The 24,188-nt window shown below is 63.5% G+C and carries 19 protein-coding genes and 1 pseudogene; 7 read left to right on the top strand and 13 right to left on the bottom strand.

Annotation, left to right across the window (positions count from 1 at the left end; genetic code table 11):
* Positions 1-14: 14 nt before the first annotated feature.
* The 7 genes from ABDB87_RS12865 to tssA all read right to left on the bottom strand — a co-directional run bounded on the left by ABDB87_RS12865 (position 15) and on the right by tssA (position 9,497).
* On the bottom strand, positions 15-794 hold the full coding sequence (locus tag ABDB87_RS12865) for an OmpA family protein (RefSeq protein ID WP_345927635.1): 780 nt from the start codon (positions 792-794) through the stop codon (positions 15-17).
* 19 nt (positions 795-813) lie between these two features.
* Positions 814-1,812, bottom strand: coding sequence for a type VI secretion system-associated protein TagF (tagF, locus tag ABDB87_RS12860; RefSeq protein ID WP_345927633.1), 999 nt, complete (start codon positions 1,810-1,812; stop codon positions 814-816).
* 3 nt (positions 1,813-1,815) lie between these two features.
* Positions 1,816-5,589, bottom strand: a complete 3,774-nt coding sequence (gene tssM / locus ABDB87_RS12855; RefSeq protein ID WP_345927631.1) for a type VI secretion system membrane subunit TssM — start codon at positions 5,587-5,589, stop codon at positions 1,816-1,818.
* A 21-nt stretch (positions 5,590-5,610) separates the two neighbouring features.
* Entirely contained in the window at positions 5,611-7,023 is a 1,413-nt protein-coding gene (locus tag ABDB87_RS12850; RefSeq protein WP_345927629.1) for a hypothetical protein, read from the bottom strand.
* Positions 7,024-7,025: 2 nt separating this feature from the next.
* Positions 7,026-7,295, bottom strand: a complete 270-nt coding sequence (locus ABDB87_RS12845; RefSeq protein WP_345927628.1) for a PAAR domain-containing protein — start codon at positions 7,293-7,295, stop codon at positions 7,026-7,028.
* Positions 7,296-7,323: 28 nt separating this feature from the next.
* Entirely contained in the window at positions 7,324-7,890 is a 567-nt protein-coding gene (locus tag ABDB87_RS12840) for a M15 family metallopeptidase (RefSeq protein WP_345927626.1), read from the bottom strand.
* Positions 7,891-8,414: 524 nt separating this feature from the next.
* A complete protein-coding gene (tssA, locus tag ABDB87_RS12835; RefSeq protein WP_345927624.1) occupies positions 8,415-9,497 on the bottom strand; it encodes a type VI secretion system protein TssA in 1,083 nt (360 codons plus the stop codon).
* A gap of 227 nt (positions 9,498-9,724) precedes the next feature.
* On the opposite strand from tssA, the pseudogene ABDB87_RS12830 reads away from it, so the two are divergent.
* Positions 9,725-10,147 (top strand): annotated as a pseudogene (locus tag ABDB87_RS12830) (DEAD/DEAH box helicase family protein); the annotation flags it as partial.
* A gap of 426 nt (positions 10,148-10,573) precedes the next feature.
* Here ABDB87_RS12830 and ABDB87_RS12825 read toward each other — a convergent pair.
* Both ABDB87_RS12825 and ABDB87_RS12820 read right to left on the bottom strand, forming a co-directional pair.
* The gene (locus ABDB87_RS12825; protein ID WP_345927620.1) at positions 10,574-11,890 is read right to left on the bottom strand and encodes an ATP-binding protein; all 1,317 of its coding nucleotides are present in this window, start codon (positions 11,888-11,890) and stop codon (positions 10,574-10,576) included.
* On the bottom strand, positions 11,887-12,618 hold the full coding sequence (locus tag ABDB87_RS12820; RefSeq protein ID WP_345927618.1) for a response regulator: 732 nt from the start codon (positions 12,616-12,618) through the stop codon (positions 11,887-11,889). The genes ABDB87_RS12825 and ABDB87_RS12820 overlap by 4 nt, the downstream gene beginning before the upstream one ends.
* 149 nt (positions 12,619-12,767) lie before the next feature.
* Between ABDB87_RS12820 and ABDB87_RS12815 the strand changes: the two genes are divergently transcribed.
* From ABDB87_RS12815 to ABDB87_RS12795, 5 genes are all read left to right on the top strand, one after another.
* A complete protein-coding gene (locus ABDB87_RS12815) occupies positions 12,768-15,044 on the top strand; it encodes a FepA family TonB-dependent siderophore receptor (RefSeq protein ID WP_345927615.1) in 2,277 nt (758 codons plus the stop codon).
* A gap of 20 nt (positions 15,045-15,064) precedes the next feature.
* Complete coding sequence (locus ABDB87_RS12810) at positions 15,065-15,391, top strand: hypothetical protein (protein ID WP_345927613.1); 327 nt, start codon at positions 15,065-15,067, stop codon at positions 15,389-15,391.
* Positions 15,388-17,274, top strand: coding sequence for a PepSY-associated TM helix domain-containing protein (locus ABDB87_RS12805; RefSeq protein ID WP_345927611.1), 1,887 nt, complete (start codon positions 15,388-15,390; stop codon positions 17,272-17,274). The genes ABDB87_RS12810 and ABDB87_RS12805 overlap by 4 nt, the downstream gene beginning before the upstream one ends.
* Entirely contained in the window at positions 17,271-17,609 is a 339-nt protein-coding gene (locus tag ABDB87_RS12800; RefSeq protein ID WP_345927609.1) for a DUF3325 domain-containing protein, read from the top strand. Before ABDB87_RS12805 ends, ABDB87_RS12800 begins: the two co-directional genes overlap by 4 nt.
* Before the next feature lie 240 nt (positions 17,610-17,849).
* Positions 17,850-19,226, top strand: coding sequence for an MFS transporter (locus tag ABDB87_RS12795; protein ID WP_345927607.1), 1,377 nt, complete (start codon positions 17,850-17,852; stop codon positions 19,224-19,226).
* Positions 19,227-19,377: 151 nt separating this feature from the next.
* On the opposite strand, the gene ABDB87_RS12790 is transcribed toward ABDB87_RS12795, so the two are convergent.
* The 4 genes from ABDB87_RS12790 to ABDB87_RS12775 all read right to left on the bottom strand — a co-directional run bounded on the left by ABDB87_RS12790 (position 19,378) and on the right by ABDB87_RS12775 (position 22,873).
* A complete protein-coding gene (locus ABDB87_RS12790) occupies positions 19,378-20,478 on the bottom strand; it encodes an NADH:flavin oxidoreductase/NADH oxidase (protein WP_345927604.1) in 1,101 nt (366 codons plus the stop codon).
* 111 nt (positions 20,479-20,589) lie between these two features.
* Positions 20,590-21,285 (bottom strand): type 1 glutamine amidotransferase domain-containing protein, encoded by a 696-nt coding sequence (locus ABDB87_RS12785; RefSeq protein ID WP_345927602.1) that lies wholly within the window; start codon positions 21,283-21,285, stop codon positions 20,590-20,592.
* Between the two features lie 71 nt (positions 21,286-21,356).
* On the bottom strand, positions 21,357-22,364 hold the full coding sequence (locus ABDB87_RS12780) for an alcohol dehydrogenase catalytic domain-containing protein (protein WP_345927601.1): 1,008 nt from the start codon (positions 22,362-22,364) through the stop codon (positions 21,357-21,359).
* 2 nt (positions 22,365-22,366) lie between these two features.
* On the bottom strand, positions 22,367-22,873 hold the full coding sequence (locus ABDB87_RS12775; protein WP_345927600.1) for a lactoylglutathione lyase family protein: 507 nt from the start codon (positions 22,871-22,873) through the stop codon (positions 22,367-22,369).
* Between the two features lie 93 nt (positions 22,874-22,966).
* Here ABDB87_RS12775 and ABDB87_RS12770 point away from each other — a divergent pair, with 93 nt between their 5' ends.
* Positions 22,967-23,836 carry a LysR family transcriptional regulator gene (locus ABDB87_RS12770; protein ID WP_345927599.1) on the top strand — a complete coding sequence of 290 codons (870 nt, stop codon included), beginning with the start codon at positions 22,967-22,969 and terminating at the stop codon, positions 23,834-23,836.
* Positions 23,837-24,188: the final 352 nt, after the last annotated feature.

Raw genomic sequence — 24,188 nt, 5'->3', positions numbered from 1 at the left:
GGATCTGGCCGCGGTCAGTTGGCGATGCGGAATTCAATGCGTCGATTCCGGGCGCGGCCGTCCGGTGTGTCATTGCTGGCGACCGGTTCGCTTGAACCCTTGCCGATGGACACGAGCTGGGTGGCGCTCAGGCCATGCTGGATGAAGTATTGCCGCACGGCGTCAGCTCTGGCTTGCGACAGCGCGGCGTTGGCATCCGGGCGGCCCTGGCTGTCGGTGTGGCCGATCACCTGGATCGTGTGGTCGCCGAGCTTGCGGATCGCGCCGAGCATTTCGTCGAGCAGCTTCGAGCCCTCCGGTGTCAGCGTTGCGGAAGCGGGCGCAAATTGCACGATGCGATTGGCGAGCGCCTTGTCGAGTGCCTGTTGCTCGTTCGTTCCCACACGCAGGCCGTTGCGCACCTGGTAGGTGGGATTCAGGTTGTTCGCGAACTGCGCGGGCAATTGCTGCACAAGCCCCTCGTTGCCTACGTCGCCCCGCACGCTGAGCACATTGCCGTTGATATCGAGTTCGCCGTTGCTGATCTGCTTGAGATCGGGGGTCAGCAGCTTCTGGACATGATCGGGCCAGTTGGGTGGCGTTGAGACGTTGCCTACACCCAGCTGGTCGACCACCTGTTCGTTGCCATAGATGGCGCGCAGCCGGGTCAGGATGGCTTGGCGTGTCGCTTCATCCGGAACCGTGCCCGAAACGACGACCGGGCGTGTGGTCTGCGATGGCGGCGTCTGCGCGCCTGCGTTGGTGAAGGGCAGCAGGAGGGCGAGCAGCAGGGCGGTAAGTGCGATCGGCTTCATGGTGTCTGGTCGGTCGTGGTCAGCTGCCAAGAAATACTTCGCCGAAGGTGGCGAGCGCTTGTGACAGGGAGAGGTCGGGATGCTCGAGGTAGCTCGAGAGCTTGGTCAGGGCGTAGTCACCGGGCAGGTAGTCTTCTATCCATTCGGCATCGCACAGATCGATGTTGGCTTCGAAAGCCAGTGCAGGATCGAAGATGGACTGCAGGGTGCGCGGGCTGGCGCCGGAGAAGCTGATGATGAGTTGCTGTCGCCCGGCCAGCCGGCTGCGCAGCAAGGTGATTTCATGGTCGCCGCGCGCGAGGAAGGGCGTGACGAGGCTCAGCCAGAACACGCTGGCAAAGGCCGCCGAGGTGTTGTCATCCGGTAGCGGCAGCGCAAGCCCCTTGCTTGCTCCACCGCTGCCCGAGGTGAGCAGCGGAGAGAGCAGCAGGCCCAGGGCCGTGACGGTGTGGCGCAACGAGCACGGATTGCCGGCCGCTTCCAGATTCTTTTCCAGCTGACCCACGGTGTGGGTTTCCAGATGCGTCCGGATGCGCGCCATGAGGGTTTCGGTGTCGCGTTCGGCCTCAAGCGGCGTGACCTCGATGCGTCCGAGCGCCTGGCTGATGTCAGCGGCATCCCGTGCGTCACGCATCAGATGTTCCATCTCGCTCCATGCAGCATGCATGGCCAGCGGCATGCCGGGCAGGAAGGCCAGTGGCGACTCGGTACGCAGGCTGCCAGCGACCAGAAAGGGGAAGCGTCGTCCGGAACTGTCCTGGCTGCTGGCCAGTCGACCGACCAGGAAGGCTGGGTTGCGGCTGCCTGCAAAGGCGAACAGTACGGCAGGCATGGCGTCGAAGTGGCGCTTCCAGTCTGCGTCGGTAGCCAGTTGCTCCAGGCAGCTTGAAATCCAGCGATCCAGGGTGTTGATGACGGCGCCACCATTCTGGCTGCGCACGAAGTCGCCACGCGAAGGCAGCTTGCCGAAATAGATCAGCGGCTCGCTGCCGATCTGCAGGGTGTAAGGCGCGTTCATGGATCAGCGGCCCTCGACGCGTGCAATCGAGGGGGCCGCGGCGCTGTTGCCTGCCACGTTCTGCGGAAGCTTCAGGCCCTTGAGGGTCTGGGCGGGGGCCGGGGAGGCATTGTCCTGTGTGGCATCAGCCGTCTGCTGGCTGACAATGCGCAGCAACACGCTTACGGCATTGTTGCCTTCACCCCAGGTCAGCTCGAAGTCGCCGTTGCTGCGGCGCTTGCGCTGGGCATTGCCGATCATCTTCTCGAGGCCGAAGCGACCGGGAATGTTGAGCACTTCTACCGTGCGGCCGTCATATCCGATCGCCGTGATGCGGGCGCCCGGCGTGCCTGCTCCCGGCCACTGGAACTGGTGCCAGGCCGTTGCGCCATTGCGGTAGCGCATCTGCTGCCCGTCGATCTCGATCGTGTACTCGGTCAGACCCTGAGATGGGGCCGGCTGGATCTGGAACACGGTTTCCGGAGCGGTTGCAGTGGCCCCGCCTGCGTTGACCGGACCTCCCGGGGGCGCAACATAACGCGGGTAGTTGGCCGCGAACTCGGGGTTCAGCGAGATGCCGATATCTGCCCAGGTACGGGGGGCGAAAGTCTGGCCGCGCTGAACAACGAGGGTTGCGAGGGCTGAACTGGTGAACTTCGAGATGGCACCATCCGGTCCGAAGAATTGCGCGATTTCGGCGCTGCTGGCCTCGATGCTCGAGTTGGCCTGGAACGGGTATTTGTTCGCAAGGCTGCGATTGAAGGGATCGAGCACCTGTGCCAGCCAGATCTTGTTGAGCTCGGCTTCGGCCGGCTTGACGATCACCGAGAAGGACTCCATCAAGGGACGAACGAGCAGCGGGCGGATGGTGGCGCGCTGCGAATCGGACAAGCCGATCAGCATGCTTTCGTCAACAAAGCGCAGCGTGTCGGCCAGCTCGGAGCTGTTGCCGTCGAAGGTCTGCTGCATCAGCTGGCGCGCTGCCGGGCCGGGGTCGCCGGAGTTCCGGATCTGGTTGAAGCGCGTCCGCAATCCGGAGAGACGATTGAGATAGCCATCCAGCAGGACGTCCTTGTTTTCTCCGCGGGCCATCATCAACGCGGCAATGGCGGAGAACTCGCGGCTGATGAGTCCCTTGCCGGAGCCCGCGTCGTTTGCGAGGTTGAGGTTCACGTTGATCTGGCTGGGGGTCTGACGAAGGATGGTGGCCTTGAACCAGGCCACGATGCCACGCTGTGCACCGGCAAGCTCTTCGCCCGAGAAAGCGGGGTTGTCCCAGGAGGTTTCGCGATAGAGCGACTCCATCAGGCGCTTGACCGGCGAGCTGACCGGATCGCCAAGGCGATTGAGACCGATGACGGCAGAGCCGAAATCCGGGAAGCCGGTGATCGAAACCCCCTGCAGGAACTTCTTCCATTCAGCCACATATTCGGTCTTGTACATGTCGACCAGGGCCTTCTGGATCTGCTCGGGGCTGCCCTGCACGGTGAGGTCTTCGCGGGTGCTGGTTTTCAGGACCCAGTCGCTTGACTGCAGCTCCTTGTTGGCGGCTTCCTTGATTGCCGGCTCGACGTATTTCTCCCATGCGTCGCGTGTGAAGGCGCCCGACATCGCGTAGCTGCCGGAGACGAGCTTGCTGTCCTCCTCGCCGACCACGCGCGCCACGGTGAGGGGCGGGAAGCGGGTGGCGGCACGTGCCTTGATTTCGGCATAAACGCGTTCACGCGCCGGCATGCCGCGCACCACATGCCGGAGGTTTTCGCGAACCTGATCGACCAGTGCGATCTTGTTGTCGACCACCGGGAAATCGGGCTGACCTGTCTGGGCGAGCAGGAAGCCGAGAATATGTTCCGCGCTCTTGATCATCTGTTCGCGCGGCATGGTGCCGCGATTGGCATCGAGCCAGACACGCCAGAAGCGGGTGATCTGGTCGTTGAGGTGGCCTGCTTCCAGACGCTCGCGGTTGGCCAGCATCAGGTAGGTCTTGAGTGCGTTGTAGGCATCCTCGACATTGGTCGGGGAGACGTCGCGGTAGAGCGTCGTGCCGGCAGTCTTCGCGAGACTGCTGGCACCGGCCGAAGGCTGTGCGGCAGCGGTCTGCGGCTGCAGCTTGTCGGCATTGCCGTTGACTTCGGTGAGATAGGTTTCGATCGATTCGGTTACCGGCCCGAGCAGGATCGCTTTGATGCCATTGAAATATTCGTAGCGCAGCCGCTGTTCGAGTGCCTTGCCCTGATAAAGGCCGAAGCCGAGCGCCAGGGGCTTGTCTTCGCGGAAGTCATGCAACTGCTGGATGCGGTCCTGGATCAGCTCGATGGCTTCGAGCCTGCTGCCGATGTCTGTCTTGCTCTTCTGGATGGCTACCGCACGGTCGAGGTCGGCCTGCACGCCGGCAACCAGCTTCTGGTTGGCGAGGAAGGACCAGGTCCACACCGAGAGTGCTGCAGAGAGCAGCAGCACGGCCGTCACGAAGCCCGCCACACGGGCGCGCTGGGTAGCGCGGGAGGTGAACTGACGCACCAGTCCCTTGTCGGCGAAAATCACCTTGGAGAAAAGGTCGGAGAGGAAGAAGCCAGCGCCGTGATAGACGCTGACCGGCGGGCGGGTAATCGTGACGGGTTTGAGCGCGAACAGCTCGCTCATGCGCTGATCCGAGGTGTTGACCGGAGAGCCTTCGCGCACCGCGCTCGAGAAATAGAAACCGCGGAACACCGGTTTGTACTGGAAGGGGTTTTCTTCAAACAGCGTGGCAAGGAAGGTGCGCAGGCTGTTGCGCGTGGCTTCGAACTCCAGCGGGAAACTCAGCACGCCGGCGCCGATGTTGCCGTCCAGACTCATCGACATCCGTGTGACGGAGAGCTCATGCAGGCCATCGAGCAGTTTGGCGAAGTGTTCGTCAAAGGCGGCGACTGCATCGGTCTTGCCTTCTCCGTCAAAGGGCAGGGTTGCGCCCCAGGCACGTGCGCGCTCCTGGGCGTCAGCGTCTTCGAAGAATTCCGAGAAACCGGAAATCAGGTCGACCTTGGTGAACATCACATACACCGGGGCGAACACGCTCAGCTCGGAAGAGAGCTCCTGCACGCGGGAGCGCAGCTGCTTGGCGAGGTTGATCGCGTATTCGGGCTTGTTCTGGCTCAGTTCGGCAATGCTGACCGCGATGATGATGCCGTTGATCGGCGCCTTGGGCCGATTGCGCTTGAGCAGATGAAGGAACGAGATCCACTCGCTGCGGTCCGCTTCATAGACCGAATAACGGCCTGCCGTATCAAGCAGGATGCCTTCCGAAGTAAAGAACCAGTCACAGTTCCGGGTGCCACCGAGGCCATGGATGACGCTGCCGGTCACATCGGAGAACGGGAAGTTGAGACCCGAATTGACGATCGCCGAGCTCTTGCCGGCGGCCGGGTTGCCGATCACCAGGTACCACGGCAGTTCATACAGTGCGGCCTTGCCGCTTGCTTCGCCCAGCTTGGAGGTCTTGATGGTCTTGACCGCTTCAAGCATGCGATTGCGCAGGGCTTCCACTTCGGGACGCTTGTCCGGCGACGCGGCCTGGACCGCACGGTCTGCTTCAGCTTCCATCATTCCGGAAATCGCTTCGCCCGCCCTGCGGGCCCGGGCGCGGCGCCACAGCCAGAGGGACAGCCACAGACCGACAACGATGGCCAGAATCAGCGCCACCCAGAGCAGTGATATCTTCAGTGTGAGGGCGGCAATCAGCAGGAAGGTTGCCAGCGCGACAAAACCGACGGCGGCGATGACCCGGCGATCGAGCAGGAAGGTGAGGAAGCGGTTCATTGTGTCGAGACTCGGGAGAAATCAGGTGGACGCTTGCAGAGGACGAAGCAGGGCGAGGCTTCGCTGTAGGGGGTCAGTAAGGCTGGCTACCAGTCCGGGCTGGTTTGTCTCGCGCACGCACGCGGCAGCACATGCCAGGGCGAGTGTTGAAGCGGCCGCGCCGGTGTGGCCAAGCGCTCTGCCAAGTGACAGATGATCGGCGACAGGGTCGAGACCGGGCAGCATGCTGCTGATCAGCGAGGCGGCCTCCGCGTTCCAGGCGCTGCGCTGGTCGCAGTCGGATACGAAGGCACCGATGGCGTCGGCCGTCAGGCTGTTTTTTTCGAGCAGGCTTGTCGTCAGACGGGTCATCAGCTCGACGTCGGTACGACCGCCTGCATCGACGGCTTTCTGCCTGCGCCCCCAGGCAGCGGGCTGCAGTTCGGCGATCACGTCGAGTCCTTCCGGCACGCGGTCTGCCGGTGCAATGACGACGGCGGCGGCTGCTTCGCCCGGAATCATCCCGTTCTGGTTGCCTGCGCTGAAGAGTTTTCCGTCATAACCCGCACGCTCGATCACGGCGTCCGTGCCGTGACTGTCGCATGCCACCAGCATCATCATGCTTGCGGCCGGAATTCTGGCAAGTTCTGAGCTGAAGGCGCCCGACACCCGCAGTGCGTCATGCTGGAGTTCCGGACGCTCGGGGTCTCCGCGCACGAATCCCGGGTTGATCCCGTCGAGCGCGGCAAATTGCTTGCGCAACCACGCTTCCACCAGATCTTCCCAGCCGCGCTCGGCGAAAATCTTGATCAGCAGGGGCCGTTTGCCCGCCTGCGCACCGGCGGTCGATGACTGAGCAGTCTGCGCAGGAAGCGAAGCGAGCAGATCCAGGCTGGCACCTACAGGGGCGTCCAGCAGGGCCAGCATGCGGTGCGCGCGATCAGGGTCTTCCTTGGCGGGGTGGGTGTCTGCCGCCGCAAGCAACCATTGGCTGACGAACTCACTGACGGATTCGGTATCCAAGTCTTCGCGCAGAGCCACCATTACAGGCAGACCGTTTTCATCGACGAATCGGTCCGACAGTGCCGGGCGGATGGCGTTGTCATTCAGACCGGCCAGCAGATCGTCGATGTGGTAGCTCTGCGCGGTGCTGATTTCAGCCGACAGGATCGCGAGGGCAGGCAGCACGGGTTCGGCTGCCGGGCCAGGTGCTGCTTCCGGCTGCGCTGGTGGTTCGGCAGACGCCGTGGCCGCCGGCTTGTGCGATAAAAGGGAGAAGAGCCCTTTGAGACCGAACCAGCAGGCAATCAGTACGGCAGGTGCGATGACGAAACCGTTCAGCAGCGTCTGGCCCGTGACCTCGCCCCCCGTTTGCTGAAGATAGATGACTGCCACCAGCCAGGTGAGACCGAGCAGCAGGACGGGTACCGCGAGAAAACCCAGCAGGCGACGCATGATCAGATATCCGTGGTCAGCGTCTGGGTTGCGATCAATGTTGCACCACAGGCAGTCTTGTCGCCATGGCGCGCGACCGGCCGGCCTTCGATCAGGCAGGTTTCGTCTCCGCTGACGATGACGGTGGTATGGCCGTGGCCTTTCTCCGGGCAGGTCACCTTGTCCCCCACGCGTGCCACGCGGCGGCCATCGATGTCTGTGGTCGGTGCGCCTTCGATGACGACGCCACCATGGTCGGTCTTGTCACCAATGAGGATGATCGGGCGGTTCATGTGAGTTCTCTGTCTGATGAGCTGGGTATCAGGAGGGGGCGTGAAGCTTGCGACTGCGGAGCTCGACGTGGCCGAAGTCCATCATTTTCCAGCGGCCACCCCACGTCAGCCCCATGGCTTCGGCTTCCTGCCCGTAGAGTTCGTAGCCGCGCATGGCCCAGGGGTCCTTTTCGTTGATCACGATCTTGCCTTCGCGCATGAAGGCGCAGTCCGCAGCCAGACCGAACTGGTGGTAACTCTGGTAGGCGCCGGCGTTGGTGACGTTACTGCCCATTGCTGCGAGCTGGTTCTGCCGCTCGGGGCTGCGATAACCCTCGAGCAGAACAACCTCATAGCCGTGCTCGCGCATGCGCTGAAAGACGCGCAGCAGGCGCTGGGAAAAATTGTCATCGAGCAGGTTCCAGTCCCGGCTCGCATTGACAAGCGCCGGGCGGATCGTGGTGACCTCGAGCGTCGTGAAGGATTCAGGCGGCAGCGCGGGAGGCGGAGCCAGCCGTTCGCCCGCAAGCAGGGCAGAGATGACCGCGTTGTCATTGCGCTGCAGATCGGTTTGCGAACCGACGTCGATCTCGTCACGCGTGAGCACGATCAGCATGACCGGAAACGCCAGTACGAGTCCCGCGGTGAGCAGCCACCAGCGATACCTGACGCAGGCTTGCCTGAGCAGTCGTGCGTTTTCAGAAACTTCCCTGCCTCCGGTGCGCCAGCCACGCGTGATACCCCTGAAAATATATTCAAATGGCAAAAACGCCATATTCGCGAGATTGGCTGTCGTATTGATCAAATATCTTCTTGCTTCTGAAAAAAGAACAGAAACGCAAATAACGACAATAATCAGCGCGTAAGTGAATATTATTGTAATGGCCACGAAAACCCCGTAATCGTCCGTCCGTCAAGGGATGAACGTAAATGCGAGTTGAAAGTCTTGTATTTGCTGGATTTGGCATTTATTCAATGTAAATAAATGCAATGCCGGCTAGTATTTAATGATTCCGGCTTTTCGGGCAAGTGCCCGGATGATCTGTTCAGGAGAAATTTATTTGATTTTGTTTTTTGCGCCGGATCGATCCGGCACATCCGGATGACGCATTGCACGTCGTCCGGATGCTTGCCGGATACTCACTCGTCGGAACTGCTTTCGAAGCCCAGAAGATCTTCGAAACGGGAAAGCGAGCCCTCTTCCTTCAGCACGGCCTTGAGCCACACATGCAGTGGCATTTCGCCCCAGCTTGCGGCCTTGTCGGCAAGGTAGGCGACCGGGCTGTGAGGCTCGGTGCGGCGGAAAAAGTCGGCAACGTCCCGCAACTGCTGCAGCGCCTGCTCGCGGGTACGCAGCGGACCCGTCTGGCGTCCCGCGCCGGCTGAAGCTTCGACCGGTGAGTGCGGATCCGGGCTTTCATCGCTGCTGGTCGCCATCGCTTCGTCTGTTTGCGACACGCGCACGCCGTTCTCGCGTGCGATGCGCTCGATCTCCGCTGCGTAGGTCTCGAGTGCCGAGCGCAAGGGGGTGAAAGAAGGGCCGTCCATCCCGAGTCGTTCGTCGATTTCGCTGCTGAGACTGCTCAGCGCCTCGAGGCAACCGGTGCTGCTCTGGATGAGATTTTCGTAGTAGCTGCGCGGCGTGCTGCGTTGCGTATCCCGGATCTGCTGCAGGCTCACGCGCTCCGACGCATCCTCAGGCAGTGGCTGATTCCTGTCGATCAGCGACTGCAGCGCGCGGGCGGAGTCGAGTTCGCCGAAACTGAATCGGCGTCCCTTGTGCTCGACGACGGGGAAGTCGCGGGTCAGCTGGATGCAGCGGGTAATCAGCCAGCTGATGTTGCCGATCCGCTGCTCCTGATCGCCGTCTTCGGGGACCGGATGAATCTGGTCCCAGTAGGTTCTGCTCAGACCGCAGACGAGTTCGAGACCGCGCGCCATGCCGCGCACGCCGTCAGTCTTTGAGAGCGCTTCGGTGAGCCAGGAGGCGAGGCGAAGATCCTTTGTTTTTTCTTTCAGCAGTTGCTGGCACATCGCGGCGGAAGCTTTCCAGTCCGCCTCCTTGAGTGCGGTGACCCATTCCCCCTGATCCAGTCCCGGATCATCTTCGCGACGGGCTTCCTGGATATCATCGAATTCCGTGGAAAACGAGAGGTCTTCGCCGCAGGGCAGGGGGCCGGGAACGGGAGCGATCAGCTCGATCGCGTCTGGAAGGCTGGGCATGTTCATTGTCTTGAGGGCGCCGTGTAGGCAGATCGGGTTGGCAGGCGGGCTGTTTGTGACAGGGCCGGCCGATGTTAGGGAATCCCTGGACGTGCCGGGCATCGGTCTGCCTGAGCGTGCAGTGTCGGAGGATGGGTGGCGGTCAGGCGGGGGACGAGCGGTGTGCTCTCATGCCGTGGCTTTTGCGCAGGTGTAGAGGTCGGGGAGGCCGCGCCCTGATCGAGCGGCTGACCTGCTTCGCCGCCCGCGTGATGCGCGAGGCGGCGATGGAGAACCCGACCATTGTGGTGATTACCGACCGCAACGATCTGGATGGTCAACTCTTCGGCGTGTTCTCACTCTCGAAGGATTTGCTCCGCGAGCAGCCGGTGCAGGCAGACTCGCGTGACGATTTGCGCAGCCTGCTGGCTAATCGCCCCTCGGGCGGCATCGTGTTCGCGACGATTCAGAAGTTCATGCTGGCAGAGGGCGAGACCGTGTTCCCCGCCCTGAGCGAGCGGCACAACATCGTGGTGATTGCTGACGAGGCACACCGTACGCAGTACAGCTTCGAAGCCAAGCTGAAGGGTAAGCCGGGCGCAGAGCGTTATCAGGTGGGCTACGCCCAGCACCTGCGCGATGCGCTGCCAAACGCCACCTTCGTGGCCTTCAGGCAAGCACGTTCAGTTGCGGGTTGGCGGCCATATTGCCTTGATCGGTGTTCTGACTGGTCGCCAGCGTGTCGTGAGGAATGCAGAGCGTTGATCAACGCCTGCAGTTCCCCGTTGAGCTTGTCGCCAAGGACTTTAGGCGCTCTCCGAGGACGGCAATGAAACGCTGGCGAATCCCACCACTTTCAGTGAAGGCGGGGTTCTGTCTGCTCAACACTGCATTGCTGTCGTACGAACCCAACAAACAGATTGAATGACCAGATAGGCAAAGGAGTGACAATTAGCCGTCCAGCAGTTGTCTCTCCCGTTCGTGAAAGAGAGGGGCAAGTCTCCTGTGTTGAGGCCGCGAAAATTGACCGGCGGTAACGGTGTCTAGTACGCCACGATCGAGGTGCAGGGGCCGACGCGAGGCGTTGCTCCCGGACTTTACGCAGGCAACTCGATGCTTGCACACAAGCCGCCAGTGGTGCGGTTGGCGAGGCGTATGCGTCCGCCATGGGCTTCGATTGCGGTTCGCGCGATCGCGAGCCCAAGGCCGGCGGCGCCGCTGTGGGGGCCGCGCGCATGGTCGAGACGGGAAAATGGCTCGAAGGCTTTTTCCAGCCAGACTTCCGGCAGGCCCGGCCCGTTGTCTTCCACCTCGATCCGGAGCTGTCTGCCGTCGTGCAGCAGCTTCAGCGTAGTACAGGTGCCGTGGCGCGTCGCGTTGTCTGCCAGGTTGCGCACCGCACGTGTCAGTGCGAGGGGGCGGCAGCGATAGGGGCTGGCGGCTGGAAGGTTGATGCGAACCTCATGACCTTGAAGCTGCATGTCGTGCGCGATGCTGGTCAGCAGTGGCACCAGATCGATGACGCGGGTGTCTTCCTGGCTGCTGTCGTCCCTTGCGAACTGCAGGGTTTCGTCGACCATCTGGCCCATTTCTTCCAGCGTGCGTTTCATCGCCGCCGCAAGCGCTTGATCTTCGACGAGTTCGGCACGCAGTCGCAGTGAGGTGATCGGGGTGCGGAAGTCATGACTGATTGCGGCCAGCATGCGCGTGCGGTCGTCAAGAAATCGCGTCAGTCGCGCCTGCATCTGGTTGAACACGCGGGAGAGTTCGCGCAGTTCGCGCGGGCCGGTTTCCGGCAATGGGTCGGTGCGCTCGCCGCGACTCAGCCGCTCGGCCGCATTTGCGAGGGTTTGAAGCGGGCGCAGCAGACGACCCAGGAAAAGGGCCAGCACGATCAGCACGGGCAGGCCGCTGGCCAGCAGAGAGAATCCGAGCGGCTTCCACCAGCCGTTGCGCACGACAGGTTGCAGCGTGCCGATCAGCCAGCTTCCTTGCGGCAGCGCCATGCTGACTTGCAGGGCCGGTGTGCGATGCCGGTTGTTGCCGGAGGCCGGATCCAGGATCAGTACGTGGGCCCGTGCAGTACCTGTCGTGTCGATCAGTTGTTCGAGGCGCTGGCCAATCGCCGCCTCGGCTTCGTCCATTTCGTGCAGCGCGATGTGATCCGCCAACGTCAGGTGGAAGTCTTCCCCCTCCATTGCCTCCATCAGTTGATCGCGCGGACAGCCCTGTGTGCAGGCGGAGAGCACGCGGAAATCCGAGGCGTAGCGGCGCAGGATCTGATCCACGCCGAGCTGATGCATGCTGCCGGCGCCCTTGCCGCTGAGGGCCTGCACGGTCAGGTTGGTTGCGAGCAGACCCAGCAGGATCAGCGCGAAGAGCCTTCCTCCCAGCGTCTCCGGGATCAGCTTCATGACGGCACGGCTTCGACACTTGCCGAAAACAGATAGCCATCCCCCCAGGCTGTGCGCAGCAGGCGCGGATGGCGGGCATCGTCCTCGAGCTTTTTGCGCAGGCGACTGACCTGGCTGTCGACGCTGCGATCGAAGACGGGAGCATCGCCGCGATTCATCAGGTCGAGCAGTTTTTCACGACTGAGCACGGTGTTGGCGTTCTCCACGAAGGTTCGCAGCAGACGGAATTCCGTGGCGCTGAGTTCAACGATCTGCCCGTCATTGCCACGCAGTTCGCGGCGTGCAAGATCCAGCAGCCAATTGCCGAATGCATAACGGCTGATCTGCTCCGGCAGCACGCGGCTCTGGCGCTGGCTCAGCTTCATTCGCCGGAAGATGCCGCGGATGCGGGCCACGAGCTCACGCGGATCAAAGGGTTTGACGACATAGTCGTCCGCGCCAAGCTCCAGGCCTGCAATGCGGTCAGCCGGGTCAGCCATTGCGGTCAGCAGGATGACCGGGATGCCCAGATGCTCGTGCACATGGCGGCACAGCGACAGGCCGTCTTCTCCCGGCAGCATCACGTCCAGCAGCACGAGATCGAAATGCTCGCGAGCGAGCAGGGCATGCATCTGGCGACCGTCTACCGCCGTACTGACTTCCAGTCCGTAGCGCCCCAGAAAAGCAGCAAGGGGGGCACGAATGTCTTCATGGTCATCCACGACGAGGATGCGGGCGGGCGATTGCATCTGGAACTCCGGGCGCTGCAAGAACTTGCAATAAGCTGGCAAAGTTTCGCAAGATTAAATGAGTATCGTTCTCAATTGAAAGCAAATTTACCCCTCTTTTCAATCCGGTCATTTCGCTGCCACGCAGCGGTTTCAATTGGAGAACATGCATGTCATACACGAGGACCTTCACCCTGAGGCCCATCACTCTGGCGCTGGCGATGCTGCCCCTGCAGTTTGCGCAGGCGCAGTCAGCCCTGGCGGCAAATGCAGAGCCTGCAAGCAGCCAGTCTGCTCCACAGCCGGCCCCGGCGAAGCAGCTCTCCACGATCCGGGTGACGGCAACCGCTGCAGAAACCCTGAAGCAGGCGCCGGGCGTGTCGACCATCACCGGTGAAGACATCGAGAAACGCGGTGTGGTGAATGACCTTTCCGACATCGTGCGCCGGATGCCGGGCGTGAATCTAACCGGCAACAGTGCCTCCGGCCAGCGCGGTAACAATCGCCAGATCGACCTGCGCGGCATGGGGCCGGAAAACACGCTGATCCTGGTCGATGGCAAGCCGGTTCAATCGCGCAACTCGGTCCGTTACGGCAAGAGCGGCGAGCGTGACACGCGGGGCGACTCGAACTGGGTGCCGGTCGAGGATGTGGAGCGCATCGAGGTGATCCGCGGGCCCGCTGCCGCGCGCTACGGCTCGGGTGCCGCAGGCGGGGTGGTGAACATCGTGACCAAGGGGATCGGTGATGAAACCCATGGCTCGATGACCACCTACATCAATCAGCCGCAGCACAGCGAGGAAGGGGATACCCGTCGGGTTGGATTCAACCTCTCAGGCCCGGCAACAAGCACGATGTCATATCGTCTCTACGGCAACTACAACCGTACCGACGCCGACGATCCGGCGATCAATGCAGCTCATACCGATGCTACGGCAAGCACGGCAGCCGGACGCGAAGGCGTGAAGAACCGTGATCTCGACGCGCTGCTGCGCTGGGCTCCGGTGAGTGCCCATGTTTTCGATTTCAATTACGGCTATTCGCGCCAGGGCAACATCTACGCGGGCGACACCCAGACCGGTAACAGCGCCACCAGTACGAGTGGTGCGACTGGCAGCAATCCGGCTTCCTTCCTGGGACAGGAAACGAATGTCATGACGCGCAACAAGTTTGCGCTCGATCACAAGGGTGACTGGGCCATCGGCAAGTCGGACAGCTGGATCCAGTATGAGCGTACCTTCAATGACCGTATCGACGAAGGCCTGGTCGGTGGCACCGAAGGCAACATCAATTCGGATGACTGGCACAGTTCGCGCCTGGACGCTTATACCTTTCACACCGAGCTCAACAGCCCGCTGCAGCTCGGTGTGCGCCAGATGCTCACCACCGGCGCGGAGTGGGGCTACCAGAAGCTGGATGATCCGGCGAGTGTGCTCAATGGCCAGGCCATCAGCGGCGTCGCCAATGTGGCGGACGATCCCCTGAAGCGGCAGACCTGGAACGCGCAGCACTACATCGCGGCCTTTGCCGAAGACAACATCCCGCTGGGCGAACGCCTGATACTCACGCCCGGCTTGCGCCTCGATCGCTACAGCAGCTTCGGCAACAACTGGAGCCCCTCCCTGAATGCCTCCTGGGAGTTTGCTCCGGCGCTCACCCTGAAAGGCGGTGTTGCCAAGGTCTTCAAGGCACCCAATCTGTATCAGACCCATCCGAACTATCTCATCTATTCCAGTGGCAACGGCTGCAACAAGCTGGGGTCCTACACCGTGCGCTGCTATCTGCTCGGCAATGCAGACCTCAAGCCCGAGGTGAGCACCAACAAGGAGCTGGGCATCAACTGGACGGAGGCGAGCGGTCTCAATGCCGGCATCACCTGGTTCCGCAACGACTATGACAACAAGATTGTCTCGGGGACCGAGCTGGTCGGCATCGTCAAGGTGAGCGGGCAGGACCGCTATGTGTACAAGTGGGAGAACGCCACCAATGCGGTCGTCGAGGGTTTCGAAGGCAATCTGCTCGTGCCTCTCGCACGCTCGCTTGACTGGAGCAACAACTTCACCTGGATGCTGCGCAATGACGATCAGCAGGGGCAGCCCCTCTCGGTGATTCCGGAATTCACGATCAACACTTCGCTGGACTGGAAACTCACCGAAACACTCAACCTGATGCTGACCGGCACCTTCTACGGCCAGCAGAAACCGCGCTCCACCGTGGCTACGACTGGTCTGGCCACGACCGATGACGCCAACAGCAAGGTCTCGCCCTACAACACCTGGGGCGTATCGGCCGGCTATGCCTTCAGCAAGCACTACAAGGGGCGCATCGGCGTGTCGAACCTCTTCGACAAGCGCCTGTTCCGCGAGGGCAACAGCTACGCGGCCGGTGCGGCCTCCTACAACGAGCCCGGGCGTGCCTTTTACGCCTCGGTAACCGCGTCGTTCTGAGCAGGAAAGGAAGAGGGAACATGACATCCGGAACCGCCCCCGCTTCCAGGTTGCCTGCTTTGATCGAGCGCACCGCCTGGCTCAACACCGGCTTGCGCGTGCTGCTGGCCATCTTCGGCGCCTACGGCGTGGCGCTTCAGGCTACGGCCCTGTTGAGCGTTACGCTGCCCTTGAGCCGCATCGAAGCTACGATGGCGGCAATCATGCTGGGCTTTATCGTTCAGACCCTTGGCGTGATCTGGGTCATCGCAGCACGGACCGTGGCACGCGCAGCGCTGGGCATCATCCTGCCTGCGGTGGTGCTGGGTGCGCTGCTTCAGTGCCTTCCGTCAGGAGGTGCAGCATGAGGTTCGATCAGGCGCGCGGGCTGCGCAAATCGATGTCCTGGCTGCATACCTGGGCGGGGCTGGTGCTGGGCTGGCTGCTGTTCGCGATCTTTCTCACCGGCACGCTCTCGTACTTCCGCAACGAGATCACGCTTTGGATGCAGCCCGAACTGCATTCGGCACGTCCCGACGAGAAAGGCCTGGATCGTGCGCTGAGCTTGCTTGGGCGCGTCGCCCCCGGCGCCGCCCAGTGGCAGATCGCGTTGCCGGGCGAGCGCAGCCCGGTATTCGGACTCAACTGGCGCGAGGCGGGAGAAACGGAAGGGCGTGGCAGGCCATCCATGGTTGAGGACGACGGGGATGGCCCGTCGTCCGGAGGCCTTGGAGCACAGCCACCGGGCCCGCCCGGCAGGAGAGCGGGGCGCGAGAATCGCGGAGCGGATGAGGGCGCTCAGTGGCGCAGGCAGGGCCCTCCTGAAGCCTCATCCGGTCTGGAAGCTCGGGAGGGCAGGTCTCGCGGACGCAGCGGCGGCCGCGGAGCGGAGCGCTCTGGCGAAGAACGGGGGCGTGAGCGGGGCGGCCGGGGCGGAGGCGGCGGGGGTGAGCACGGTGGTCCTCGCCTCAGCATGAATCCTGCGACCGGAGGGATGATCGCGCCGCGCGAAACCGCAGGCGGAGATTTTCTCTACCGCTTCCATTTCGAACTCTACGGAATGGATCGCGCGCTGGCGCGCTGGATCGTCGGCATCGCCACCCTGTTCATGTTCGTGGCGATGGTGAGTGGCATCATCATCCATCGCAACATCTTCAAGGATTTCTTCACCTTCCGGCCCGGCAAGGGCAAGCGCTCCTGGCTGGATGCGCATAACGCGACAAGCGTGCTTGCGCTGCCTTTCCACCTGATGATCACCTTCTCGGGGCTTCTGCTGCTGGCCAACCAGATCATGCCCTGGGCTGCGCATTACGCTTATGGCGGCAGCGTCCGGGCAATGATGGGCGAGATGAAGAACATGCATGCCGAGTCAGCCAGCCCGCGCAGCGGCGAGTCGGCCCCGCTCGCGGCATTGGCCCCCTTGCTTGAGGCAGCCCGGCGACAGTGGCCGCAGGAGGGCGTCGGTGCCATCACAATCAGCAACCCGGGGGATGCGAATGCGCGCATCGAGTTCCGCCAGGCACGCGGTGTTTCTCTGGCCACGCGAGCGTACCCGCAGAGCATGGTGTTTGACGGTCGGAACGGACAGTTGCTCGAAGCGCCGCGTGCTGCAGAGGCACCCGGCAGCGTACGGGCAATCTGGAGCGGCTTCAATGCGCTCCATCTCGGCCGTTTTGCCTCACCGCTGCTGCGCTGGATGTTTTTCGGGTCGGGCATTCTGGGCTGCGTCATGGTGGCCAGTGGCCTGGTGATGTGGGTCATCGCGAGGCAGCGTGATCGGGAGCGCGCAGGGCACACGCCCTTCGGTCATCGCCTGGTGGAGGTGCTCAACGTGGCCGGGGTCGCAGGGCTGCTGCTGGCTACCGTCTGCTACTTCTGGGCCAGCCGACTGATTCCGGCAGACATCATCGGCCGGAGCCGGCTGGAGATCGCCTGTTTCTTCATCGTCTGGCTGCTGGCGCTGCCGCACGCCGCGCTGCGCACGCATCGCGAGGCTTGGGTTGAACAACTCGGTCTGGCCGGACTGCTCACGCTTCTGCTGCCACTGCTCAACGCCCTGGGAGGCGGCGCCTGGTTGCCGCTGAGTCTGGTCTCCGGACAATGGCAGGTCGCCGGATTCGATGTGGCGGCGCTGGGCATCGGTGCCTTGCTCATCCTGGCTGCCTGGCGGACCCATACCCATGTGCCGCGCAGCAGCACGACGACTCAGGTCGGAACGGCCGGCACGCAACTGCAAATGGAGGAAGCATGATGGCGCTGGCGAGTTTTGTTCTGCTCTTCATCGGACTCGAAGCACTGTGTCTGGGCATGGATCGCCACGCCCGGCAGCTTGCCGGTAGCACCTTGCCCGGCCCTCTGGCTCGGTGCGCCCGTGTGCTGGGCTGTATGGCCCTGCTGGGCTCGGCCATGCTGGAGATCGCTCAGCGCGGGCTTTCGATCGGCCTGACGGCATGGTTCGGGCTGCTGACGCTGGCCGCGATGACGCTGGTGCTCGCGTTGAGCTACCGGCCCGCATGGCTCGGTGCCCGGCTGATTCGCGCCCTTCTGGGCCGTGCCTTCGGTTCGGGCCCTTCGGCAAGGCCTTGATGCCATTTCCGGGACCTCGTCCGGTGAAGAACCTTCGTGTTGCAGCGAGGCCCCCCGGACTCGCCCGTGTGCCCCCGATCAACCCTCCGGACAGGCGTTGGCCTCTGGCGAACAAGTGCCGGCGCAGGCTGCATGAACCGCCTCCCTTGCGCCCGGCGCGCAAGGCAGGGAAAATTAATGGTGCGAACTGATTTGAATAGCAAACCGGATACATCGGATAGCGCAGAAAAGTCCCGGCGTGTGCGCTGGGTAGCCTGGCTGGTGACCGCGGCGCTTTTCATGGAAGTGCTGGACGGCAACATCATCGCGACCGCTCTGCCGCAAATGGCCGAATCATTCGGCACCGACGCCTTGCGTCTGAATATCGCGATGAGTGCCTACCTTCTGGCTTTGGGTGTCTTCATTCCTGTCAGCAGCTGGATCGCCGATCGCTTGGGCGCACGGCCGGTGTTTGCCTGGGCGATCGCTGGATTCACGGCCGCTTCGCTCGGCTGCGGCCTGGCAGGCAATCTGCACCTCTTCGTGGCCTTGCGTGTTCTTCAGGGTGTTTTCGGTGCGCTGATGGTTCCTGTCGGGCGCTTGCTGGTGCTCCGCAATACCCCACCGGCGCAGCGCATGGTGGCCATGTCCAATCTGGTCTGGCCGGCGCTGGTGGCCCCGGTGATCGCGCCACCGCTGGGGGGCTTCATCACGACACACGCCAGCTGGCATCTGATTTTCTTCATCAATGTGCCGCTCGGGATCATCGCCTTGCTGCTGGCGCTCAAGCTGGTTCCCCACGTGCCGCCTACGGCGCCTCGCCGCTTCGACTGGCTCGGATTTCTGCTCAGCGGGCTGGGTATATTTTTGCTGCTCAACGGCCTCGACTCGCTGGCTGCCGAGCCGGGCATACCGGGCCTGGGGCTGCTGATCGGAGGCCTGGTGCTGCTGGCCGTCGCATTGCGACATTTTCGCCGGGTGACCAACCCGATGCTGGATCTGTCTCCAATGCGGATCGCCACTTTCAGGGTGGCCATGCTTGGCGGGTCGATTTCGCGCATGGCCATCGGTTGCCTGCCCTTTCTGCTGCCCCTGATGTTCCAGTTGGGGCTGGGCATGAACGCATTTCACGCAGGCGCGCTGTTGCTGGTGGTCTTTGTTGGCAATGTGGGTCTGAAAACCGTAACGACGCCGATCTTGCGCCGTTTTGGATACCGTCCGGTGATGCTCTTCAACGGGGTGCTGGCGGCAGCGTGTCTGGCGGCTTGTGCTTTGATCGGCCCGAAGTCTTCCATGATGCTGATCGTCTCCATCCTTCTGCTTTGTGGCATGACCCGCTCCATGCAGTTCACCAGTCTGGGAACCATCGCGTTTGCAGATGTGCCCGACCGGCAGATGGGGGACGCCAATGCACTGTTCAACGTGGTCTCTCAGGTCAGCATGGCTGCAGGCATCACACTGGGCGCCATGGCTGTCCAGTTCGGGCTGCAGCTCAAGGAGTGGGCTGGGTGGACTGTGCCCGCTGCCGAATTCAAGTTTGCGCTGCTGCTCTCGGCTTTGGTGGCGCTGCTTGGGCTGGTGGATGTGCTGAGCCTGCCGCGGGATGCCGGTGACCGTTTCGTGGGCCGGTCGGGATAGCCGCCACTACCCTATCTCTGCGCAAAGCCCTGAACCTGGCTCTGGCTACCGTTGTGTCATCGCCTGCGCGATGCGAGTGCTGCATGACGCGTGCCGCGGCCCACGCGCAGCGCATCCTGTCGATGCGCTGCGCGTATTGCATGTCCTGAACTCAGTCTGCAGCGAGCCGGTAGCGCGCCAGCCAGTGTGCATAGGGCGCGGGCAGCACCCAGGAGGGGTTCTCAACGCCGAGCTGCTTTGCCAGCGCATAGGGGTAGTGCGGGTTGGCGAGCATCGCGCGGCCGATCATCACCAGATCCATCTGGCCGCTGGCGACCACGCGCTCGGCATCCTGCGCGCGCTCGATTCCCCAGCTTGATGCCACAGGAATGCCGGCTTCACGCTTCACGCGTTCGGCCACCGGCGCGAGGAAAGCCGGGCCCCAGGGAATGTTCGCTGCAGGTGTGCAGAAGTTCACGCTCACATTGAGCAGATCCAGGCCGCCTGCCTTGAACTCGCGCACGAGGTGGATCGAGTCGGCGAGGGTTTCCTCGTCCCGCCCGTCGTATTCGATTACGCCGAAGCGGGCGGTGAGCGGCAGATTTTCGGGCCATTCGGCGCGCACGGCGGCAAGCGTTTCAAGCAGGAAGCGGCTGCGGCCGGCGTGGTCACCGCCATAGGCATCGCTGCGCTGGTTGGCATGCGGCGAGAAGAAGCTCTGCGCCAGATAGCCGTGGGCGAAGTGCAGCTCCAGCCATTCGAAGCCGGCTTCGCGCGCGCGGCGGGTGGCGGCGGCAAAGTCGCCGGTGACGCGAGCGATGTCGGCCAGGCTCATTTCGCGCGGCACGCGCGGCAGGTTCGCGCCGAAGGCCAGCGCGGAAGGCGAGAGCGTTTCCCAGGCGCGCGGATCGTCGGCCGCGATGTGGTCGTCACCTTCCCAGGGGCGGTTGGCGCTGGCCTTGCGCCCGGCGTGCGCGATCTGGATGCCGGGCACGGCACCGGCTGCACGGATCGCGGCGGCAATGCGCGCGAGCTGCTCGGCCTGCGCGTCATTCCACAGGCCAAGGCAGGCCGGCGTGATGCGGCCTTCGGGGGATACCGCGGTGGCTTCCACGATCACCAGGGACGCGCCGCCGCGGGCAAGCCCGGTGTAGTGCGCGAGATGCCAGTCATTGGCGAGGCCGTCGGTGGCGCTGTACTGGCACATCGGCGGAATCGCGATGCGGTTGCGCAGGCGCGCGTCTTTCAGCTGGAAGGGGGAGAAGAGGGTCATATCTGTCGGGAGTGGGGAGTCGGGAGTGGGGAGTAGGGAGTCGGGAGTGGAGAGTCGGGCGCAGGGCGCAGTGAGCAAAGCGAACTGCGCCATCCCGGAAGCATGTCGGGCTTACTTGCCTTCGCGCAGCGCCTGCAGGACCAGTTCGGCGACCCGGGCGGAGGAGGCCGGGTTCTGGCCGGTCACGAGGCGCCCGTCACGCAGGGCGAAGGGCTGGAAGTCGGGGCCGCTTTCATAGCGTGCGCCGAGGCTGCGAATGCGCGTTTCCAGCGCGAAGGGCACGGTCTTGTCCATGCCGGCAGCCACTTCCTCGGTGTTGGTGAAGGCGGCCACGCGGCGGCCAGCCACCAGCGGCTGGCCCTTTTCGTCCTTCACATTCACCAGCCCGGCCGGACCATGGCAAACCGCGGCCACCACCTTGCCTTCGCCCCAGGCTTCGCTCAGCAGGCGGGCCAGTGCGGCGCTGTCGGGCAGATCCCACATCGTGCCGTGGCCGCCCGGCATGAAGACGGCGTCATAGTCGGCGGCATGCAGCCCGTCGAGCTGCTTCGAGCTTGCCAAGCGGGCTCGCAGCGCTTCGTCCTTCAGATAGCGCTCGACGCTGGCGGGGTTCTTCCCTGCGGCCTCGATCGAGTGCGGATCAATCGGCACGGCGCCGCCGGCGATGGAGGCGACTTCCACCTGCGCGCCGGCATCGGCAAAGGCGTAATAGGGCGTGGTGAATTCCTCGAGCCAGACGCCGGTGGGCTGGGTGCCGGCGGTGGCGTGGGAGGTGAGGATCACGAGGATCTTGAGGGCTGGCGTCATGTTGCTTTCCTTTCGGGGAGGACGTTGCCGCATGTCAGCGGCATGGTTCGGAAATTCGGGGCGGACCTGGATCAGGAGGCGGGTGGTGGCGCGAGCTGCAGCACGGTCTTGCCGGGCAGGCTGCCGTCACGCAGGCCGGCGAGCAGGGCTGGCAGTTCGTCGAAGCCCGCCTCGCGCAGCGCGGGCGCGGCGAGGCGGCCATCGGCCAGGTTCGCGAAGAGAATGTGTTCGGCAGCGGCAATCAGTTCGGCCCAGGCTTCGTCGCTGCCTTCGTGATGCAGCGCGCCGAGCGCGACTTCATGCAGGGACAGCGCCCGGCCAAAGGGCGCGCAGGGCCATTCCGGCAGACGCCCCTGGATGCACACCAGCTGGCCGCTGGCGAGCAGGCTGTCGGCCAGCATCCTTGCGCTGCTCACGCCGACGCAGTCGATGATCGCGTGGAAGCGAAGCGCTGCCGGCGGACGGGGGCCCGAATGACAGGCGATGGCACCAAGGCCCTGGAGGCGTTCGGCATGGCGCGGATGGCTCATCGCATGCACTTCGAATCCGCGGGCGCGGGCGAGCTGAACGAGGAAGTGAGCCACCGTGCCGCCCGCGCCGCTGACCAGCAGACGACGACCCCGCGCCGGGGGCAGCTTTTCGAGCGCCTGCCAGGCGGTGAGGCCGGGGCAGGGGGTGGCGGAGGCCAGCGTTGCCGTCAGCCCTGGCGGGCGGCGGATCAGCCCCCGCGCGCGAATCCTGGTGAAGCTCGCAAAGCTGCCATCGCGCTGCAGGTCCTGGTGGTAGGCCACCGCCTGGCCCAGCCAGCCGGCGGGCACGCCTTCGCCCAGCGCCACCACCCTGCCGGCACCGTCTACGCCAGGCACATGGTCCGGCTGCCAGCCGGGCATGCCGAGCACTTTCCAGTCGACCGGGTTGAGGCCCACCGCCTCGTTGCGTACCAGCACTTCACCGGCCGCCGGTGCGCTGAGCGGAATCTCGGCCTGCTGCAGGGCGAGCGGATCATTGCCCGTCCGCCAGACCCAGGCGCGATGGCGGTCCGGCAGCACGAAGCCGTCGAGGGTACGGAGGCCGTTCATGCTCAGTCGGCTGCGCCATAGGCGCCGGCGGAGTAGGTCAGCTCATAGCTGTGGCTGTAGATCTCCAGGATGTTGCCGAAGGGATCTTCCATGTAGACCATGCGATAGGGCTTCTCGCCGGGGAAGTACTCGCGCACCGGCATGCGCTGCTTGCCGCCGGCCGCCACGATTTTCGCGGCGAGGCCCTCCACGTCCGGGTCCTGTACGCAGAAATGGAAGACGCCGCTCTTCCAGTATTCGAAATTGGCTTCGCGCCGCTCGGCCCCCGGAAACTCGAAGATCTCCACGCCGACGCGGTCGCCGGTCGAGAGATGCGCGATGCGGAAACTGCCCCAGCCGGCGCCGAACACATCGCTGCACATCACGCCGATGGCGCTGTCATCTTCGCGGATCGTGGTGGGCGGCATGATCAGGTACCAGCCCATCACCCTGGTATAGAACTTCACGGCGGCGTCGAGATCGGTGACCGAGAGGCCGATATGGGAAAAGCTGCGCGGGTAGGGAGACATGGCCAGACAAGGAGTTTCAGGAGTGGTTGAGTTTAGAAAGCCTGATTTGTGACGTAAACTTATTGATGTTTATTGAGTGCATAACAAGTCATTATGTTTAGTCCGCAGTGGATCCATTCTTTTCTCGCCATTGCCGAAACCGGCAGCTTCACCCGTGCATCCGAGCGCCTGGGCCTTACGCAGGCTGCCGTCAGTCAGCATGTCCGCCAGCTCGAAACACGGCTGGGACCTCTGCTGCTGCGTCAGACGCGAACCCTGGAGCTCACGCCGGCCGGCACGGCATTTCTCGATTACTGCAGAGCGGTTCAACAAGCCACGCGGCGGCTGGAGGTGCGTCTGGCCGATGCCGATGCGCTCTGTGGCGAGGTCGGTCTGACCACGCCGGGTAGTGTCGGGCTGGCGCTGCACGGCCCCTTGGTGGCCTTGCAGTCACGCCATCCCGGCCTGGCTGTCCGCCACCGTTTTGCGCCGGACAACGAGATCCTGGCGGCGCTGCTCGAAAAGAAGTACGACTTCGGTGTGGTCACGGTCCGCCCCGACGACCCCCGCTTTGCGGCCAGGGAATTTGGTGCAGAAGTACTCGAGCTCGTTGTGCCTGCGGGGCAAAACGTTGATGCGTGGGATGATCTGGTCAGGCTGGGCTTCATCGAGCATCCGGATGGTCCAGCCATGGCCACGCGCTTGCTCAGCCGGGCCTTTCCCGGCAATCCGGGAGTGAGCAGTCTGCCCTGCCACGGTTACATCAATCAGGTCAGCCTGATTCTGGACGGCGTCGCGGCAGGATTCGGTTTTACGGTGATTCCGCGGCATGCCCGTCAGGTGTATGCACGGCCGGACGACATCCGGGTCGCCCTGAGCGGCAAGCCCTATCCCTTGTGGCTGGTGCACCGCGCTGAATGGCCTTTGACGGCGCGTGCGTCATATGTTCTCGAGCAGATCGACCAGTTCATGCGGGCGACATGAAGGCCGCAGCCAGCCCGGTTGCCTGAGCCTGGTGGCAGGAATGACGCCGCTGCAGCGATTGGTAAGCATGCAGTTCCGACCCGAGAAGGGTGAGACGCCGGAGCAAGGCTTCAACGCCTTGGTTGAATGCCTTTGTCATCTTGCTGGTGTCGTGCACCAGTGGCGCGTGCCTGTGCGCGCGTCCGCGAGCTTGTCAGCGCGAGTAGTGACGCGATGCGGCAAGGCGGCTTGGGGACATGTGGCTCGGAGGGATTTTTCGCTTTGCTTCGGAGCCTGGGGTTGGCTGCGCTCTTCGTGGTTTGCCAAGCTGGCGAGTGGCGATGCCGATGATCCGGCAACGCCGAAAAGCGGG

Origin of the sequence: Uliginosibacterium paludis (genome assembly GCF_039631355.1) — a bacterium.
Taxonomy (GTDB): domain Bacteria; phylum Pseudomonadota; class Gammaproteobacteria; order Burkholderiales; family Rhodocyclaceae; genus Uliginosibacterium; species Uliginosibacterium paludis.
Note: the sequence above shows the minus strand (reverse complement) of the source record. Positions and strands in the feature narration are given on the sequence as shown.

Coding starts and splice junctions, on each gene's coding strand:
- ABDB87_RS12865 (WP_345927635.1), bottom strand. CDS start 794: ATGAAGCCGATCGCACTTACCGCCCTGCTGCTCGCCCTCCTGCTGCCC.
- tagF (WP_345927633.1), bottom strand. CDS start 1,812: ATGAACGCGCCTTACACCCTGCAGATCGGCAGCGAGCCGCTGATCTAT.
- tssM (WP_345927631.1), bottom strand. CDS start 5,589: ATGAACCGCTTCCTCACCTTCCTGCTCGATCGCCGGGTCATCGCCGCC.
- ABDB87_RS12850 (WP_345927629.1), bottom strand. CDS start 7,023: ATGCGTCGCCTGCTGGGTTTTCTCGCGGTACCCGTCCTGCTGCTCGGT.
- ABDB87_RS12845 (WP_345927628.1), bottom strand. CDS start 7,295: ATGAACCGCCCGATCATCCTCATTGGTGACAAGACCGACCATGGTGGC.
- ABDB87_RS12840 (WP_345927626.1), bottom strand. CDS start 7,890: ATGCTGATCGTGCTCACGCGTGACGAGATCGACGTCGGTTCGCAAACC.
- tssA (WP_345927624.1), bottom strand. CDS start 9,497: ATGCCCAGCCTTCCAGACGCGATCGAGCTGATCGCTCCCGTTCCCGGC.
- ABDB87_RS12825 (WP_345927620.1), bottom strand. CDS start 11,890: ATGAAGCTGATCCCGGAGACGCTGGGAGGAAGGCTCTTCGCGCTGATC.
- ABDB87_RS12820 (WP_345927618.1), bottom strand. CDS start 12,618: ATGCAATCGCCCGCCCGCATCCTCGTCGTGGATGACCATGAAGACATT.
- ABDB87_RS12815 (WP_345927615.1), top strand. CDS start 12,768: ATGTCATACACGAGGACCTTCACCCTGAGGCCCATCACTCTGGCGCTG.
- ABDB87_RS12810 (WP_345927613.1), top strand. CDS start 15,065: ATGACATCCGGAACCGCCCCCGCTTCCAGGTTGCCTGCTTTGATCGAG.
- ABDB87_RS12805 (WP_345927611.1), top strand. CDS start 15,388: ATGAGGTTCGATCAGGCGCGCGGGCTGCGCAAATCGATGTCCTGGCTG.
- ABDB87_RS12800 (WP_345927609.1), top strand. CDS start 17,271: ATGATGGCGCTGGCGAGTTTTGTTCTGCTCTTCATCGGACTCGAAGCA.
- ABDB87_RS12790 (WP_345927604.1), bottom strand. CDS start 20,478: ATGACCCTCTTCTCCCCCTTCCAGCTGAAAGACGCGCGCCTGCGCAAC.
- ABDB87_RS12785 (WP_345927602.1), bottom strand. CDS start 21,285: ATGACGCCAGCCCTCAAGATCCTCGTGATCCTCACCTCCCACGCCACC.
- ABDB87_RS12780 (WP_345927601.1), bottom strand. CDS start 22,364: ATGAACGGCCTCCGTACCCTCGACGGCTTCGTGCTGCCGGACCGCCAT.
- ABDB87_RS12775 (WP_345927600.1), bottom strand. CDS start 22,873: ATGTCTCCCTACCCGCGCAGCTTTTCCCATATCGGCCTCTCGGTCACC.
- ABDB87_RS12770 (WP_345927599.1), top strand. CDS start 22,967: ATGTTTAGTCCGCAGTGGATCCATTCTTTTCTCGCCATTGCCGAAACC.